Here is a 17,350-nt window from a genome sequence, read left to right on the forward strand (position 1 = left end):
ACGGTCGCGGCCGGTGCGCTTCGAGCCGCCGCGACACGGGGGTTGGCAGTGGGCCGCCGCTTCGGCTTCCGGCCGTCCCGTGCTCCTGTCCGCCGATCGGCGGACAGGAGCCGGGTTCGCGGGTGTCCTCCCCGGTCCGCGCGGGGCACCCTGGTAGCTCTACCGCCATGTCCCACCACCTCAGCGGACCGAACCTCCGCTCACCGCGCGGCGATGCCCGGCTGGACCTCACCGACCTGTTCGCCTTCCCGGCCGCCGACGCCCCGGGCCGCACCGTCCTCATCATGAACGTGAACCCCTACGCCCCCACCGGCGGCACGGAGTTCCACCCGGACGCGGTCTACCGCATCAACATCGACAACGACGGTGACAATCGCGCCGACGTCGCGTACTCGTTCACCTTCTCCGCGCCGGGCGGCGGGGGCGCCGGGGCCGCCCAGAGCGTCACCGTCCGCCGCGCGACCGGCGAGGCGGCGCGCAAGCACGCGGACTCGGGCGACGTCGTGTTCGCCGACGCCCCGGTGGCCTTCGGTGACGCGCCGCACGTCATCCCCTCGCCCTACGGCGGGTACCGGCTCTCGGTCGGGCTGCGCAGCGATCCCTTCTTCGCGGACCTCGAAGGGATCGTCAACAACTTCAGCTGGACCGGCAAGGACGCGATGAAGGACGCCAACGTCTTCGGCATCGCCCTCGAAGTGCCGGACGCCGACCTCGGCCCGGAGCCGACGATCGGAGTGTGGGCGCGGGTCAGCCTCCACCAGGACGGGCGGCTCGTCTCGGTCGACCGCGGCGCCCACCCCTCGCTCACCGCCTACTTCAACGCGGAGGAGATCAAGGACGTGTACAACACGGGGGAGCCGGCCGACGACTGGGACACCTACCGCCAGCCGTGGACGGCCGTCCTCCAGCACACCGGCGACTACACCACCGACGCCGCCACCGAGACGCTGAAGCTCGTCCTCCCCGACATCCTGCGTTACGACCGCTCCCGCCCCGCCGCCTATCCCAACGGCCGCACCCTCACCGACGACGTGACCTCGGCCCGCCTCGCCATGATCTCCGGCGGCAAGATCACCAGCGACCACATCCCCCCGCACACCGACCTCCTCCCCGTCTTCCCCCACCTCGGCCACCCCCACCCGTACCCGCCGGCCGGCTAGATGAATGATGCGAAGGGTTAGTGGTCGTAGGCGGTCAGCGAGCGCATGACGGGTTGGCCGGTGTGGTCGTTGTGCCAGATAGCGGAGGTCAGGGCGAGGACGCGTTGCAGGACGCGGACCATGACGCCGCCCGGGGTGCGGCCCTGGTGTCGTTCGAGGTCGAGCTGGGCCTTGAAGGTCTGGTTGACGGACTCGATGACCTGCCGCAACGGCTTGAACAGCGCGGAGCCGGCCCGCAAGGGCTCGCCCTTGCGGGCCGGCCGCAGCAGACGCACGCCCCACGTGGCGAGTTCCTCTTCGAAGACGCGGCCGTAGTACTGCCGGTCGCTGATCAGGGTCTGGCCCGGGCGGGAGGCGACGAGGTCGGGCTCGGCGTGGAACATGCCGAGCAGGGTCTCGCGCTCGTCGGCCTTCGCGCCGGTCAACGCGAAGGCGACGGGCAGGCCGTGCAGGGTGCACAGCAGGTGCAGGCGCAGGCCCCAGAAGTAGCGTGAGTGGCTGGCGCAGTAGCCGTACTCGGCCCATCCGGCCAGGTCGGAGCGTTTGGCCGTCTCCCGGGAGCGCCCGCACTCCACCGGGGTGGAGTCGACGACCCACACGGTGTCGGTCCACATCGAGGTGCCGGTCGCGAGGAGGCGGTTGACGTGGGCGATCAGGTCGGCGGCCTTGCGCAGCCGCCGGTTGTAGCCCGATTGCCCGGGCAGGTACGGGAACAGGTGCCGCAGGTGAGCCTGGGCGTGGCGGATCCAGCGGCGTTCGGAGGTGAAGCCGAGCAGGGCCTGCATCACAGCAAGGGTGACCAGCTCGGCGTCACCGAGCCGGGGTGCGATGCCGATCTCGGGTCGCCACGGCGCCAGATGCGGCGATTCCTTCAGCAGGTCGTCGGTCTTCACGTAGAGTGCGGTCGCGAGGGAGTCCAGGTCAGGCGTCACAACCGACCTTTGGACTCCCTCGCTTCATTTCATGCGCGCCAACGAGCCCTTGGCATCAATCATCTAGCCGCCCGCACGAGGGGAGTGGAAAGCCGGACGCTCCGACTTCCCACTCCCGACCGCCCGAGGACGGGGCCGAGGGCGGCGCCGCGGGTGCGCCGGGGGCGGGAACCCGGAAATCCTCGTGGTCACCCCGGCAGGAGGCATTGGGACTGCGGGTCGAAGCAGTTGAGGCCCATCGAGGCGGCCAGCTGCGAGGCGTGGACGGCGGCCTCCTCGACCATGCTCCAGCGGATCGGGAAGTAGATCAGCGGGCCGCTCGCCTCCCCGATCAGGGGGCCCGTCGACCAGGGCGAGATGTCGTGCTCGTCCTCGGTCAGGTCGGGCCACCGTTGCAGGAGGGCGGCGACGTAGGCGGCGATGCGGTCGGTCGGGGGGATGTCGGTGCCGACGTACCTCTCGTAGAGGTCGTCGAAGCACTGGCTCGCGGCGGCGTCGTCGGCGGGCCGCTCGCCCTCCCACACGGCAAGGTCGTAACTCATGGGCGCAGCCTGTCATCCGGCACCGACAATCGGGCGCGGCGGTCGGCCGGGCCGCGTGGCTACCGGTGGGCGAGCGGGCGGCGCTCGCCGTAACGGGCCTCGAACTCGTCGTCGCTGAGGGCGTTGAGCTCCCGGCCGGTGATCCGGCCGGCCATCATGTCGGCGAGGAAGGCCGGCATGGGGGTGGCGCGCATGGCCTCGGTCATCGGGCCGGGGACGATGCGGACCTCGGTGTCGACGCGGCCGTCGGGGTGCAGCCGGTAGGTGCGGTAGCCGGGGCCCTCCAGGATGCGGTTGGGCGCGTCGATGCTCATGAAGCTGGACGGGCAGACGTGGACCGGGCGGCCCTCGAACTCGCCGGAGAGGTCGCCGTGCAGGTGGCCGGCGCCGATCGCCCGGATCGTGGGGAAGTCGCGGACCAGCCGGGTGAGTTCGCGGTAGGTCTCGGTGTCCGGGGCGGTCTGCGGCAGCGGCGGCTGGTGGAGCCAGAGGAAGACGTGCTCCGCCCCCGTGGCGGTCAGGATCGCGCGGGCGCGCTGCTCCTCGACCGGGGTGAGGCCGGGCTGGGCGGCCCGGTGGACCCGGTCGTCGAGGTCGCGGTAGCCGCCGTCGTCGGTGGCCTCGCGCCCGTGGGCGTTGGTGTCGAGCAGCAGCATCAGCCAGTTGCCGACCTGGACGGCGGGCTCGACGTGCACGTTGGGGCGGGGCAGCCGGGCCTGCATCGGGTCGTGCCGGTCGTGGTTGCCGCCGAGGCAGTAGACGGGGGTGGGCAGCGTGTCCAGCATCCCGCCCAGCCGGTCGTAGGCACCGGGCTCGCCGAGGTCCGCCAGGTCGCCGGTGGCGACCACCAGGGCGGCGTCCGCGATCGCGTCCGCCGCGTCGGCGAACACCGCCGCGAGGCCGTCCTCGGGCTCGTGGGCGACGAAGGACCGGGTGCCGGGGGCGGCGCGGAAGTGGGTGTCGGAGATCTGGACGATGCCGATGGTGCCGTCGTGCGTCATGTGCGGCCTCACTCTGGTGGGGCCCGGCCGCGGGTCCGTGGCCGGGCCCCACCCAAGTTAGGGAAGTGGCAGAACTGTCAGATGGCAGTTGTGTAAATTTCTGGCGATCACTTCCTTGCGGTCGATCGAATCAGGCCGCCCTCTCCCACGGCACCTCGGCGGCGAAGCTCGTGCCGAGCAGTCGCACGAGGTTCCAGTAGTCGTCGTCACCGGCCTCCAGCCCGTCGACGATCAGCCGGGCGGAGGGGAACGGGCGGCCGGGCCGCAGCCGCGACAGCTCGATCAGCCGCGCGCGGTCGGCGGCGGTCCGCGCGCTGCCGGCGAGGCCGCCGTCGAGGCCGGCCAGTGCGGCGCGCAGGGTGGGCTGGAAGGTGCCCTCCTCCTCCCAGATCCCTTCGATCTCGTCGAGCTCGATCGTCACGAACGCGCCCGGCGCCTGCTCGACCGCCTGCCGCAGCAGCGCGGCATGGGCGTCGAGCGGACCCTCGGCGGCGAACAGCGCGTTCAGCACCGGCAGCGCCGCGTCGAGCTGCGCGAGTGCCCGCTCCTTCGCCACCAGCGGCGCGGTGGCCTCCACCTCCGCCTCCTCGTCGTCGTCCAGGTCGTCCTCGTCGATCGTGAACACCCCGGTCACGAGGTCCGCCGGACGGAACATGGCCAGCCAGAGCAGCGGCACGCCGGAGACGTCGTGCGCGACGACCCCGCCTTGCGGATCGAAGCCCTTCAGCTGACTGGAGGGGTAGAGGGAGGCCACCTCGGTGGCGCAGAGATACGCGTAGTTCGCCATGTCCGGAGGCTAGCGGGCCGCACTGACCGCGCCGCTGATGAACCGCGGCAGGTGGTCGTCGACGATGGCGGGGCGTTCCCCCGGGCGTCCTGCACCACCGCCTCGGCCGGCTCTTCCCCGGAGGCGTCAAGTCCGCATCCGATCCGGTCCGTTGATCGGGTGAACGGCAGGGGAATGTCCGGGAACCGGGTGAACGGGGCCGAGAAGCTGGCGGCATGACCGAGACGACGCAGTCCCTCCGGCCGTTGCGTGGCGCCGCGATGACGAGGATGGCCCTGTCCGTCCTCACCGCGACGGCCGACGCGCCGGAGCCGGAGCCGGCGCCCGAGCCGGCGCCCGAGCGTGGGTGCGAGCGCGAACTCGGGCGCGGGCGCCGGGTGTTCACCGAGCGACGGTCGTGGGACCTCGGGGACGAGGCCACGTCGTTCAGCGTCTACCTGTGGAGTGCCTGAACCGGAAGGAACCGGGATGTGGCCCCGTCTTACAGGAACCGGCGCAGCAGCCCCGACTTGCGCGCGGTGAACGGCGGGTAGGCCAGCCGCAGGGTGTCCGCGCGCAGCGGCTTGTCGAGGACGGCCTTGGTGTGGCTGAAGGTGTCCAGCGAGTGCCGGCCGTGGTAGCCGCCCATGCCGCTCTCGCCGACGCCGCCGAACGGCAGTCCGGGCACGGCCAGATGGGCGTTGGGGACGCCGAAGCTCAGGGCGCCGGAGGAGGTTTGTGCGGTCAGCCGGGCCTTGGAACGGGCCGAGGCGGTGAACGCGTAGAGGGCGAGCGGCTTGTCGCGGGCGGTGATGAAGGCGATCGCCGCGTCCAGGTCGGGGACGCGGACGATCGGCAGGACCGGACCGAAGATCTCCTCGCGCATCACCGGCGCGTCCGGCTCGACGTCGGCCAGGACGGTCGGGGCGAGGTAGCGGGTGGCGCGGTCCCGGTCGCCGCCGGTGACCAGGCGGCCGTCCCCGAGGAGGGCGGACAGCCGGTCGAAGTGCCGCTCGTTGACGATGCGCCCGTAGTCGGGGCTGGTGGCGGGGTCGGCGCCGTACATCGCCCGGATCGCCGAGGTGAGGTGCCGCTCCAGCGCCGGCGCGGTGTCCCCGACGGCGAGCACGTAGTCGGGGGCGACGCAGGTCTGCCCGGCGTTCATGAACTTGCCCCAGACGATCCGGCGGGCCGCCGCCGCGAGGTCGGTGCCCGGCTCCACGACGGCGGGGCTCTTGCCGCCCAACTCCAGGGTGACCGGGGTGAGATGGCGGGCGGCGGCGGCCATCACGATCCGGCCGACGGTGCCGTTGCCGGTGTAGAAGACGTGGTCGAAGCGCTGCTCCAGCAGCGCCGTGGTCTCCGGCACCCCGCCCTCGACGACGACCACCGCCCGCGGGTCCAGGGCGCGCGGCAGCCACTCGGCGAGGGCGGCCGAGGTCGCCGGGGCCAGCTCGCTGGGCTTGACGACCGCGGTGTTGCCGGCGGCCAGGGCGCCGACCAGCGGGGAGAGGGCCAGCTGCAGCGGGTAGTTCCACGGGCTGATGATCAGCACGGTGCCCAGCGGCTCGCGCACCGTGCGGGCCCGGGCCGGCTGGAGCGACAGCGGCACCGGGACGCGGCGCGGGCGCAGCCAGCGGTCCAGGTGGCGCAGGGTGTGGTCGATCTCGTTGAGGGTGAAGCCGATCTCGGTGGTGTGGGCCTCGGTGGCGTTCTTGCCGAGGTCGGCCCAGAGGGCGGCGGCGAAGACGGCCTCCTGCTCGACGAGCAGGCGCCGCAGGGCGCGCAGCTGCGCCTTGCGCCAGGCGACCGGCCTGGTGCGGCCGGCGGCGAAGGCGGCGTTCAGACGGGCGACGGTCGAGGCGGCGTCGGTGGCGTCGGTGGCGTCGGTGGCGGTGCCGGTGATGTCGGCGGCAGCGTCGGCGGCGTCCAGGGCGAGGGGTTCGGTGGAGGCGCTCATGCCGCCGAGCCTATACGAAACGAAACGTTTTCGTTTCTTGTGCCGATATGCTGGTGGAATGACTGAGACCGCGGCACGCCGGGGCCGCCCCCGTGACGCGAGCCGGGACCGGGCACTGCTGGACGCGACCCTGGCCGTACTGGCCGAGAACGGCTACGGCGGGCTGACCACCGCCGCGGTGGCCGCCCGGGCGGGCGTCTCCACCGCCACCCTCTACCGCCGCTGGTCCTCCAAGGAGGACCTGGTCATCGCCGCGGCCGCGCTCTGCACCGAGGACCTCACCGTCCAGCCCGACACCGGCAGCCTCGAAGGCGATCTGCGCGCCCTGCTCCGGGACAAGGCCGCCGCGATGACCGGCGAGGGCGGCCGGCTGATGCGGGCCCTGATCGGCGAGGCCACCCGGAGCACCGCCCTGGCCGAGGCGCTCGCGGCGGCCTTCCTCGCGCCGGTGCACGAGCGGGTGGGCACGATCGTGCGGCGCGCCGTCGAGCGCGGGGAGATCCCGCCGCCCGAGGACGCCGGACTGCTCGGTGACGTGGTCGTCGGCCCGGTCATGAGCCGGTTCTTCCTCACCCCGGAGGCGCCCGACCAGGTGGACGCGCGGGCGGCGGAGGAGACGGCCGACCGCCTCCTCCCGTTCGTCCTGCGGGCGCTGGGCGGCCGCGCCTGATCAGGCGGCCGGCAGCGGCTTGGCCATCACGATCTCGCGGCTCACGCCGTCGGGGAGGAGGTCGCCCGGCTCGCCGGTGTCGGCGAAACCGGTGCGCTCGTAGAGGGCGATGGCGTGGGTGTTGCCCGGCATCACGGCGAGGCGCAGGGCGGGCAGGCCCTGCCGGGCGGCCCACCGCTCGATCCCGGTGATCAGCAGGGCGCCGACGCCCCGGCCGCGCGCCTTCGGGCCGACCCACATCGAGATCAGCTCGGCGTGACCGTCCTGCGGCACGCCGGTCGCCATCGCGGCGGGCTCGCCGTCCACGAGGGCGACCAGGTCGAGGGCGCCCGGGATCTCCAGCCGGGACCGCCAGCGCTCCTCGCGGTCGCCCTCGCCCTGCCAGTCGGCGAGCGCGGAGCCGAAGGCGTACGGCGCCTCGGCCAGGGCGGCCAGGCGCAGCTCGCGCCAGAGCGGCCAGTCGTCGGAGGTCAGTTCACTCAGTTCGATCATGGTCTTGACGATGCCCTGCCGTGAGCTGCGATGACAAGCGGTTATTGCCCGCCTGCGCCCCCGCCCGCACGCCCCTCCCGCACGCCCGCGCCCCCGCCCGCACGCACGCCCCCGCCCGTGCTCAGCCCGCGAGCGGCGGGTTGCGGCGGGCGAAGGCCTCCTGGCGGCGGTACGGGAAGTAGGGGTACGGCGCGGTGCGCAGGCTGGCCGCGTCCAGCCGGGCGACCTGCTCGGGCGCCAGCTCCCAGCCCACCGCGCCGAGGTTCTGGCGCAGCTGCTCCTCGTTGCGGGCGCCGATGATCACCGAGGAGACGGTGGGCCGGCGCAGCAGCCAGTTGATCGCCACCTGGGGGACGGTCCGGCCGGTCTCCTCGGCGATCGCGTCCAGCGCGTCCACCACGTCGTACAGCAGCTCGTCGTCGACCGGCGGGCCGTAGTCCGCGGTGTCGTGCAGGCGGCTGCCGGCCGGGACCGGGGTGCCGCGGCGGATCCGCCCGGTGAGGCGCCCCCAGCCGAGCGGGCTCCAGACCAGCGCGCCGACGCCCTGGTCCTGGGCGAGCGGCATCAGCTCCCACTCGTAGTCGCGGCCGACGAGGGAGTAGTAGACCTGGTGGGCGGCGTAGCGGGGGCGGGCGTCGCGGTCGGCGGCGGCGAGGGACTTCATCAGCTGCCAGCCGGAGAAGTTGGAGACGCCGGTGTAGCGGACCTTCCCGGCGCGGACCAGGTCGTCCAGGGTGGCGAGCACCTCCTCGACGGGGGTGGCGGCGTCGAAGGCGTGCAGCTGGAAGAGGTCGATGTGGTCGGTGTCGAGGCGGCGCAGCGCGGCGTCGACGGCGGTGACCAGGCGGGTGCGGGAGGTGCCGGCGTCGTTGGGGCCGTCGCCGACGGGCAGGCCGGCCTTGGTGGAGATCAGCACCTGGTCGCGGCGGCCCTTGAGGGCCTGGCCGAGGACCTCCTCGGAAGCGCCGTCGGAGTAGACGTCGGCGGTGTCGAAGAGGGTGACGCCGGCGTCGATGGCGATGTCGAGCAGACGGCGGGCGTCGTCGGCGTCGGAGTTGCCCCAGGCGCCGAAGAGCGGGCCGCGGCCACCGAAGGTGCCGGTGCCGAGGGAGAGGGCGGGGACGGTGAGGCCGGATGCGCCGAGGCGGCGGTGCTCCATGGGGGTTCCCTTCGCTAACGGGACTGTGGTGCCGTTAAGATGCCACCGACCCTAGCACTGTCGGCGACGCTAATGGAACAGGAATCCCGTTAATGACTTCATCGAGCCCGCAGGGCCCGCAGGGAACCCAGGGAGCCCAGGGCATGCAGCGGCCGGGCGGCCGGACGGCGCGCGTGCGGACCGCCGTGCTGAAGGCGGCCGAGGACGCCCTCGTCGAGGTCGGCTTCGCCGGGCTCGACCTCGGCGACATCGCCCGGCGGGCGGAGGTCGGCCGCACCACCGTCTACCGGCGCTGGGGCTCGGTCGGCGCGCTGCTCGCCGACGTCCTCGCCGACATGGCCGAGCAGTCCCTCCCGCGCAGCCGCACCGGCTCCCTCCACGAGGACCTGCGGGCCAACGCCCGCCTCGTCCGGCGCACCCTGGCCGACCGCCGCCAGGGCGCCCTGTTCCGCGCCGTGCTGGTCGCCGCCACCTGTGACCCGGCCGCCGCCGAGGCCCTCCACCGCTTCTACCGCGCCCGCGTCGAGGAGTGGGCCCCCTGCGTCACGGAGGCCGTCGACCGCGGCGACCTCCCGCCCGGCACCGACCCCGCCGAGGTCATCCGCGCCGTCTCCGCCCCCCTCTACTACCGCATGCTCACCACCCCCGACCCCCTCGACGAGGCCGCCGCCGACCGCGCCGCCGCCGCCGCCGAGCACGCCGCCCGCGCGGGCGCCTTCCGGGTGCCGTAGGCGGCGGCCCGGATGATCCTCGGAGATGGCAACTCCGTGTGGCGTTCATGTTCCGGGTGGTGTTCTCCTGGGCTCACGGGCCGGTGCGGGAGGGGTGGCTCAGGGCGGTGGTGTGGCGGGTGATGAAGTCCTGGGCCTGGTCCGCGGTGAGGGGGTGGGCGAAGAGGTAGCCCTGGCCGAGGGGGCAGCCCATGGCGGCGAGGAGGTCGCGCTGTTCGGGGTGCTCGATGCCCTCGGCGATGACCTGGACGTCGAGGGTGTCGGCGATCCGGGTGATGCCCTCGACGAGGGCGTACTGCTGCTGGGAGAGGCCGAGGCCGTCGATGAAGGACTTGTCGATCTTCAGCACGGAGATCGGGAACTCGCGCAGGTAGGACAGCGAGGAGTAGCCGGTGCCGAAGTCGTCGATGGCGATGCCGACGCCGAGTTCGCCGAGGGTGTGCATGTCGGTGTGGACGCGGTCGTCGCGGCGCATCAGGACGGACTCGGTCAGCTCCAGGACCAGGGACCCGGGCGGGATGCCGGAGGAGCGCAGGGCGCCGCGGACCACGTCGACGAAGCCGGCGTCGCGGAACTGGCGGGCTGAGACGTTGACGTTGACGCGCAGCGGGGGCAGGCCGGCGGTGGCGCGGGCGGGGGTGCTGAGGTCGTGCCAGGCGGCCGCCTCCTGGGCGGCGCGCTCCAGGACCCAGGCGCCGAGCGGCACGATCTGGCCGCTCTCCTCGGCGAGGGCGATGAACTCGTCGGGCAGCACCATGCCGCGCCGGTCGTGCGGCCACCGGACCAGGGCCTCGAAGGCGACCAGGTCACCCGTCCGCAGATCGACGATCGGCTGGTAGTACAGCCGGAAGGCGGACTCGGCGAGCGCGGCGTCCAGGTTCTCGTTCAGCTCGTGCCGCGCCATCAGCCCGGCCTGCAGCGCCGGCTGGTAGAGGCACCACTGCCGCTTGCCCGCCGCCTTCGCCGAGTACAGCGCGAGGTCCGCGTGGCTCAGCAGCTCGGTGCCGTCCACGCTGTCCTCCGTCGTCGCCACCCCGATCGACGCCGACACCCGCACCGCGCCCGCGCTCAGCTTGAACGGCTCGGTGAACGCCGCCAGCACCGCCTGGGCGATCGTCCCGACGTCGGCCGGCTCCAGCGCGTCCTCCACCAGCACCGCGAACTCGTCGCCGCCGAGCCGGGCGGCCGTGTCGGAGGAGCGCAGCGCGGTGGAGATCCGCAGCGAGACGGCGACCAGCAGCTCGTCGCCGACCGCGTGGCCCTGGGTGTCGTTGACCACCTTGAAGTCGTCCAGGTCGAGGAAGAGCACCCCGGTGACGGCGCCGCTGCGCTCGCCGCGGGAGAGCGCGTGGCCGACCCGGTCGCGGAACAGCACCCGGTTGGCGAGGCCGGTGAGCGAGTCGTGGAAGGCCCGGTGGGTGAGTTCGCGCTCCATCTGCCGCTGCTCGGTGACGTCGCGCAGGGTGAGTACCAGACCGCCGACCGTCGGATCGTCGCGCAGGTCGTTGCAGCGCACCTCGGCCTCGATCGGGGAGCCGTCGGACCGCAGTAACCGCCAGTGCTCACGCTGGGTGTCCAGGCCGGAGCGGGCGCCGCCGGTGACGGCGGGGCCGCGCATCCGGGCCAGCGCCTTGCCGACCGCCCGGCTGTCCTCGGGCGGCACCAGGTCGGTGAGCAGCGTGCCCTCCAGGTCGGAGCGGCCGAGGACGCGCCCGGCGGAGGAGGCCGAGGCGTAGCGCACCGAGTCGTCGTCGTCGAGGATCAGGATGACGTCGCCGGCGCTCTGCACCAGGGTGCGGAAGTAGGCCTCGCTGTCGCGCCGGGTGATCTCCTGGCTGAGCATGACCCGCTCGACGGCGAGCGCGGCCTGCGCGGCGAGGATCTCCAGCGAGCCCCAGAGGCTGGTCAGCTCCTGCTCGGTGCCGGTGACGATGAGCGCGCCGATCAGCGGGTCGCCGGAGGGGCGCTCGGCGAGGGTGAGCGGGCAGAGCAGGGCGCTCGGCATGCCGTCGATCCGGGCGGCCAGGCCGCTGCCGATGTCCTCGACAGGCAGCAGCCGGGTCTCCCGGTAGGCGGCCAGGGCGAGCACCTCGCCCGAGTCGCGTCCGGCGCCGAGGTGGTGGCGGCCCGCCCCGCGCTCGGCGTGCCGGACGTGCAGCACGCCGCCGTCGGTGACGGCGAGCAGCGCGACGTGGCCCGGCTCGGTGGGCATCAGGGTGGAGGCGGCGGCCTGGACGGCGTCGGCGACCTCCTCGACGGTGACGGCCGCGGTGAGCGAGGAGCCGGCCTCGCGCAGCGCCCGCTCGCGGGTGACGGCCTGCCGGCGGGCGCGCACCACGACCGCCAGCCGGGCGAGCACCAGCAGGTAGAGGATCGCCGAGAAGGCGCCGATGACCCCGGCGTTGCTGGTGTTCCCGTTGGCCGCCTCCACCATCAGGATGGTCGGCGCGATCAGCGAGGCCGCGGTGAGCAGGGCGAGCCGGCCGGGGCCGATGTCCGGCTGCTGGCTGGGGATGGGTCTGGTCAGCTCGACCATCGAGGGGTGCAGCGCGGCGGCGCCCCAGGCGGTGTAGAAGGCGGCCCAGCCGAGGTCCACGGGGGTGCCGATGTGCCAGTCGCCGTGCAGCAGGATCAGCCCGTACAGGATGTCGGAGACCAGCAGGCCGACCGTTCCGGCGGCGAGCAGCTGCAGGGAGCGGCTGACCCCGCCGCGCGGCACGATCAGCCGCAGCAGCAGGGCGAGCACGACGACGTCGCCGAGCGGGTAGGCGATCGAGACGGCCTTCTGGAACCAGTCCAGGTCCGGGTTCCGTGCGTAGGGCAGGATCAGGTAGATCCAGGCGAGCAGCGCCAGGCCCATGGTGAGGATGAGCGCGTCCAGCAGGCTGGCCCGGTCCTGATGCGCCGTCCGCCAGCGGATGAAGCCCAGCACGCCGGCCGCGTAGAGCAGGTACTCGGCGAGGTAGAAGCCGTCGGCGACGGACGGGAACGGGCTGCCCAGGTGCAGGAACTGCATCTGGACGACCTGCACCACCTCGCCCGCGGTGAAGCTGAGGTTGGCGAGCGCCAGCAGGTACCAGTAGACGGCGTGGGAGGGGCGGTTGAGGCGGACGCCGACCACGATGGCGGCGACGCCGCCCAGGCCGATGCCCGTCCACCAGATGATCCGCTGGGAGGGGTTGGTGTAGTAGATGCCGGTGAACAGCACCATCCACGCCAGGTAACAGACCATCAGGCGTTGGCGCCGACGTGTCAACGAGCTACCTCCTCCTCGGCATCACCACGCCCGCCCCGAGCGGGGCGGTGGGGTCCGGGCAGGGGCTCGCGAGCGTCCGTCCCGGGCCGGGGAGGTCCGGTCGGACGTTCGAAATGGGCCTTGAGTGCGTATAGTCGGAAATGTCGCACCTCCCAGCATTCTGCCGCCACAGCACGAGGTCAAGCCGGTGGACGATGCAGCAGAGAGCGCACGGGGAGCACAGCCCGGAGCGCGTTCCGGACGTCACGCCGTGCTGGTCAGCCAGGACGGTCAGTACGCGATCTGGCCGGGGGGCCTCACGGTGCCGGGCGGCTGGCGCCCGGTGTTCGGGCCCGCCCCGTCCGAGGAGTGCCGCGGGTACGTGGAGCGCGAGTGGGCTCCCGCCGGACTCGGCTGCGGACCCCCCGGACACGAACCCGGAATCGGTGCCCGGCCCCGCTCCGGGGCCGTCGGCACCGTGCACGGGCTGGTCCGGGCACGCGCCGCGCACGACCCGCGTGCCGCCGCCGTCGTCGCGGACGACCGCACGCTCGACTACGGAGAGCTGGACGCCCGCAGCGAACGGCTCGCCGCGGTGCTGCGCGCCCTGGGCACCGGGCCGGAACGGATCGTCCCCGTGTGCCTGGAACGCGGAGCGGACCTGGTGACCGCCTGGCTCGCCGTGCTCAAGGCGGGCGGCGCCTTCCTGCCGCTGGACCCGGCGCACCCGCACCGGCGGCTCGCCCGGCTGGTCGCGGACTGCGGCGCGCACCTGGTCGTGGCGGGGGAGGGGACGCGCTTCCCGCAGGTGCGGACGGTGACCCCGGACGAGGGCGCCACGGCGCCGGCCGAGGTGCCCGACATCGGCGTGCCGGACGACCTGGCCTACCTGATCTACACCTCGGGGACCACCGGCACCCCCAAGGGCGTGCCGGTCACCCACCGCGCCCTGGCCTTCACCCTGGACCGGGTGATCGACGCCTACGGGCTCACCCCGGCCGACCGGGTGCTCCAGCTCGCCGCGCTCGGCTTCGACACCGCGCTGGAACAGGTCTTCGCCACCCTCGCCGCCGGGGCCACCCTCGTCCTCGGCGGCGCCCGCACCTGGGCGCCCACCGAGCTCGCCCACCGGATGCCCGCGCTGCGGCTCACCGTCGCCGACCTCACGCCCGCCTACTGGCACCACCTGCTCGGCCTCTTCCCGCCCGGCGGGCCCGCGCCCGAGGGACTGCGGCTGATCGTGGTCGGCGGCGACACCGTGCACGAGGACGACTGCCGGGCCTGCCTGGAACGGCTGCCGGGCGTCCGGCTGGTCAACGCCTACGGGGTCAGCGAGGCGGCCGTCACCTCCACGCTCGGCGCCGTCACGCAGCGCACGCTCGCCGCGCCCGGTCCGCACGGACCCGGCGCCCCGGTGCCGATCGGACGGCCGCTGCCCGGGGTGCGGGTGCACGTGCTGGACGCCCGGCTCGGCCCCGTACGCCCCGGCGAGAAGGGCGAGATCCACCTCGGCGGGCCGGGTCTGGCCCGCGGCTACTGGAAGGCGCCCGGCCCGACCGCCGAAGCGTTCCTGCCCGACCCCTACGCCCCCGGCCCCGGCGAGCGGATGTACCGCACCGGCGACGCCGGGCGCTGGCGGGCGGACGGCACCCTGGAGGTCCTCGGCCGCTACGACGACCAGCTGAAGATCCGCGGCCACCGCGTCGACCCCGCCGAGGTCGAGTCCGTGCTCGCCGGCCACCCCGACGTCCGGCAGGCGCGGGTCGCCGCCGGCGAGGGCGGCGACGGCAGCCGCGTGCTCACCGCGTACTACACGCTCACCGACCGGGCCGTCTCCGGCCCCCGCGCCCGGCGCGGCCGGATCCGCGCCTACCTCGCCGAACGGCTGCCGGACTTCATGGTCCCGGACCGCTTCGTTCCGCTCGCCGGCATGCCGCTCACCCCGGCCGGGAAGATCGACCGCCGCCGGCTGCCGGACGCCCCGCCCCGGGTGCGGCCGCGCGACGGCGAACGGGCGGACCGGAGCCCGGCGGACGGGGGCCGTTATGAGGGGCATCGGGACGCCGGGGACCGGCCGGACGGGGCGGCGGCGCGGGCCCGGGCGGACGCGCCCCCCGACCGCCGCGAGCAGGCACCCGCCGCAGGAGGCGCCGGCACCGCCGTCGAGACCGGCGTCGCCCGGCTCTGGTCCGAACTGCTCGGCATCGAGGAGATCGGCCCCGACGACGACTTCTTCGAACTCGGCGGCAACTCCCTGCTCGCCATGGAGATGCTCGCCCGCGCCCGCATCGTGTTCGGTATCGACGTCACCCGGATCCGCTTCCTCACCCGCGCGTTACTGCACGACGCCACCCTGCGCGCCTTCGCCGCCGCCACCCTCGCCGCCGGCGGGCCCCCCGCCGGCGAGGCCGCCGTCGACTGGGCCGCCGAGGCCCGCCTCGACACCCCCCTGCGGCAGTCCTGGAGCCCCGCCCCCTCCCGCGCCGAACCCACCGAGATCCTGCTCACCGGCGCCACCGGCTTCTGCGGCGCCCACCTGCTGGACGCCCTGCTGCACACCACCGACGCCCGCATCCACTGCCTGGTCCGCGCCCCCGACGAGGAACACGCCCTCGAACGCCTGCGCGCCGCCCAGCAGCGCTACCTGCGCCACGACCTCGCCGACCGCCGCGTCGTCCCGCTCGTCGGCGACCTCGCGGAACCCCGGCTCGGTTTGAGCCGGCAGCACTTCGAGCGGCTGGCCGCCGGCCTCGACGCCGTCCACCACCTCGGCGGCCAGGTCAACTTCCTCTACCCCTACCACCAGCTGCGCGCCGCCAACGTCGCCGGAACCCGCGAGGTGATCCGCCTCGCCGGACACTCCCGCGGCATCCCCGTCCACTACCTCTCCACCCTCGCCGTGCTGGCCGGCTTCGGCCCGGCGGGCGTGCGCGAGGTCGCCGAACGGACCCCGCTCGCCCACCCCGACAAGCTCGCCGTCGGCTACGTCGAGAGCAAGTGGGTCGCCGAACAGCTGCTCCACCACGCCGCCGCGGGCGGGCTGCCGGTCACCGTGCTGCGCACCAACGACGTCACCGGGGACCTGCGCACCGGCGTGATGAACACCGGCACCGAGATCTGCGCCCTGATCAAATACATCGCGCAGAGCGGCAGTTGCCCCGACGTCCGGCTGCCGCTGGACTTCGTGCCGGCCGACCGGTTCAGCCGGGCGGTCTGCCACGTGGTCGCCCACGCCCCCGCCATCGGCGAGGTCTACCACCTGACCTCACCGCACCCGGCCGACCTCGCCGACCTCGCCGCCCGGCTGCGCGCCCGCGGCCACCGCGTCCGCCTCGTCCCCTACCCGCGGTGGGTGCGCGACCTCGTCCGGTTCGCCGCCCGGCACCCCACCCACCCGATGACGCCGTTCGTGCCGCTCTTCGTCGACCGCGTGCCCGGCACCGAACTGTCCATCAGCGAGCTGTACTTCCGCCCCATGTTCCCGCGCTTCGACCGGGCCGACACCGAACGGGCGCTGGCCGGCAGCGGGGTGGAACTGCCCGCCGTCGACGACGCCCTGCTCGACTTCTACCTCGACCGGCTCACCGCGGACGGCTTCCTCGACGCACCGCGCGAGCCCCGGCCGCAGGGCGCCTCGGCGTTGGAGGCGCCGTCACCGGAGGCGCCGTCGCCGGAGGATCCGCCGCTGGAGGCGCCGCGATGACCGCCACCGCCCCCGAGGAGCTCTTCGCGGCGCTCGACGTCGCCCGCGCACCCGCCGACGGCCCGGCCGCGTTCGGCGCCGACCTCGCGCCCCGCACCCTGCTCGCCGCCTACCGGCGCGGACTGTTCCCGCTGCCCGCCGCGGACCCCTACGCGAGCGCCTTCAACGAGGCCCGCTGCGAACGGGCGGTGGCGGCCGGCGAGATCGCCCTGCTGCCGGTCCCCGACGCCGGCCCCGACGCCGGCCCCGACGCCGGCCTCGATGCCGACCCGTACGCGCTCGCCTGGTGGTCGCCCGACCCGCGGCCGCTGCTCGCCGTCGACGGCGTCCGGATCGGCCGCAAGCTCTCCCGGCTGCTGCGCAACCGCCTGGACTGGTGGACCACCGCAGACCTGGCCTTCGGGGAGGTGCTCACCGCCTGCGCCGAGGGGCGCGAACCTCCCTGGCTCACCGAGGGGTTGCAGCAGGCGCTGACCGGACTGCACCGGATCGGCGCGGCCCACAGCGCGGAGGTGTGGGAGGAGGGCGAGCTGGTCGGCGGGGTGTTCGGGATCGCCGCCGGGCCGGTGCTCAGCCTGGACTCGATGTTCCACCGCCGCCCGGACGCCGCGCGGGTCGCCGTCGCCGACCTCGCCGCCCGCTTCGCCGCCGCCGGGGGCACGCTGCTGGACGCCCAGTGGGACTCCCCGCACGTGCGCTCGCTCGGCGCCGTCCCGCAGCCCCGGGCCCGCTACCTCGCGGCGCTGGCCGGGGGCGCCCAGGATGCCGAGGAGGCCGGACGGGCCGTCGGGCCGCTGGACACCGCCCGCCTCCCGGCCGCCCGGCTCGCCCCCGAGCGCCCCCGCGAGCCGCGCCCGCACGGGCACCCGCGCGCGCACCGGCACCCGTACCGCAACGCCCGGCGTGCCTGAGAAAGTGTTGGGTAATCGGGTGATCACTCGTTCTTGAGGTCGTCGGCGAGGCGGCGGGCTGCTTCGGTCTCGATGGGGCCGCGTGGTT

14 protein-coding genes are annotated in these 17,350 nt (G+C 74.2%); 6 read left to right on the top strand and 8 right to left on the bottom strand.

Annotated elements, in window-relative coordinates; translation table 11 throughout:
• Positions 1-167 precede the first annotated feature (167 nt).
• Positions 168-1,160 carry a DUF4331 family protein gene (locus tag ABZW10_RS18965; protein ID WP_355366688.1) on the top strand — a complete coding sequence of 331 codons (993 nt, stop codon included), beginning with the start codon at positions 168-170 and terminating at the stop codon, positions 1,158-1,160.
• A 17-nt stretch (positions 1,161-1,177) separates the two neighbouring features.
• Here the strand turns inward: ABZW10_RS18965 and ABZW10_RS18970 are convergent, their stop codons facing one another.
• The 4 genes from ABZW10_RS18970 to ABZW10_RS18985 all read right to left on the bottom strand — a co-directional run bounded on the left by ABZW10_RS18970 (position 1,178) and on the right by ABZW10_RS18985 (position 4,422).
• Entirely contained in the window at positions 1,178-2,092 is a 915-nt protein-coding gene (locus ABZW10_RS18970; RefSeq protein WP_355366691.1) for an IS982 family transposase, read from the bottom strand.
• Between the two features lie 188 nt (positions 2,093-2,280).
• Complete coding sequence (locus tag ABZW10_RS18975; protein ID WP_355366694.1) at positions 2,281-2,634, bottom strand: hypothetical protein; 354 nt, start codon at positions 2,632-2,634, stop codon at positions 2,281-2,283.
• Positions 2,635-2,693: 59 nt separating this feature from the next.
• Complete coding sequence (locus ABZW10_RS18980; protein ID WP_355366697.1) at positions 2,694-3,635, bottom strand: metallophosphoesterase; 942 nt, start codon at positions 3,633-3,635, stop codon at positions 2,694-2,696.
• Positions 3,636-3,765: 130 nt separating this feature from the next.
• Positions 3,766-4,422, bottom strand: a complete 657-nt coding sequence (locus ABZW10_RS18985; RefSeq protein ID WP_355366700.1) for a hypothetical protein — start codon at positions 4,420-4,422, stop codon at positions 3,766-3,768.
• 215 nt (positions 4,423-4,637) lie between these two features.
• Between ABZW10_RS18985 and ABZW10_RS18990 the strand changes: the two genes are divergently transcribed.
• Positions 4,638-4,874: a hypothetical protein gene (locus ABZW10_RS18990; RefSeq protein ID WP_355366703.1), complete on the top strand. Its 237-nt coding sequence runs from the start codon at positions 4,638-4,640 to the stop codon at positions 4,872-4,874.
• Positions 4,875-4,903: 29 nt separating this feature from the next.
• Here the strand turns inward: ABZW10_RS18990 and ABZW10_RS18995 are convergent, their stop codons facing one another.
• Positions 4,904-6,361 (bottom strand): aldehyde dehydrogenase family protein, encoded by a 1,458-nt coding sequence (locus ABZW10_RS18995; protein WP_355366711.1) that lies wholly within the window; start codon positions 6,359-6,361, stop codon positions 4,904-4,906.
• A gap of 58 nt (positions 6,362-6,419) precedes the next feature.
• On the opposite strand from ABZW10_RS18995, the gene ABZW10_RS19000 reads away from it, so the two are divergent.
• Positions 6,420-7,031, top strand: a complete 612-nt coding sequence (locus tag ABZW10_RS19000) for a TetR/AcrR family transcriptional regulator (protein ID WP_355366714.1) — start codon at positions 6,420-6,422, stop codon at positions 7,029-7,031.
• Here the strand turns inward: ABZW10_RS19000 and ABZW10_RS19005 are convergent, their stop codons facing one another.
• Both ABZW10_RS19005 and ABZW10_RS19010 read right to left on the bottom strand, forming a co-directional pair.
• The gene (locus ABZW10_RS19005) at positions 7,032-7,523 is read right to left on the bottom strand and encodes a GNAT family N-acetyltransferase (protein WP_355366717.1); all 492 of its coding nucleotides are present in this window, start codon (positions 7,521-7,523) and stop codon (positions 7,032-7,034) included. It abuts the gene before it with no gap.
• A 121-nt stretch (positions 7,524-7,644) separates the two neighbouring features.
• Positions 7,645-8,682 carry an aldo/keto reductase gene (locus ABZW10_RS19010; RefSeq protein ID WP_355366720.1) on the bottom strand — a complete coding sequence of 346 codons (1,038 nt, stop codon included), beginning with the start codon at positions 8,680-8,682 and terminating at the stop codon, positions 7,645-7,647.
• Between the two features lie 92 nt (positions 8,683-8,774).
• Between ABZW10_RS19010 and ABZW10_RS19015 the strand changes: the two genes are divergently transcribed.
• Positions 8,775-9,413: a TetR/AcrR family transcriptional regulator gene (locus ABZW10_RS19015; protein ID WP_355366723.1), complete on the top strand. Its 639-nt coding sequence runs from the start codon at positions 8,775-8,777 to the stop codon at positions 9,411-9,413.
• 73 nt (positions 9,414-9,486) lie between these two features.
• Here the strand turns inward: ABZW10_RS19015 and ABZW10_RS19020 are convergent, their stop codons facing one another.
• A complete protein-coding gene (locus ABZW10_RS19020; protein ID WP_355366726.1) occupies positions 9,487-12,669 on the bottom strand; it encodes an EAL domain-containing protein in 3,183 nt (1,060 codons plus the stop codon).
• 187 nt (positions 12,670-12,856) lie between these two features.
• Here ABZW10_RS19020 and ABZW10_RS19025 point away from each other — a divergent pair, with 187 nt between their 5' ends.
• Positions 12,857-16,351, top strand: coding sequence for an amino acid adenylation domain-containing protein (locus tag ABZW10_RS19025; protein WP_355366729.1), 3,495 nt, complete (start codon positions 12,857-12,859; stop codon positions 16,349-16,351).
• Positions 16,348-17,262 (top strand): leucyl/phenylalanyl-tRNA--protein transferase, encoded by a 915-nt coding sequence (locus ABZW10_RS19030; protein WP_355366732.1) that lies wholly within the window; start codon positions 16,348-16,350, stop codon positions 17,260-17,262. Before ABZW10_RS19025 ends, ABZW10_RS19030 begins: the two co-directional genes overlap by 4 nt.
• Positions 17,263-17,350: the final 88 nt, after the last annotated feature.

This window comes from Kitasatospora sp. NPDC004723, assembly GCF_040609255.1.
Taxonomy (GTDB): domain Bacteria; phylum Actinomycetota; class Actinomycetes; order Streptomycetales; family Streptomycetaceae; genus Kitasatospora.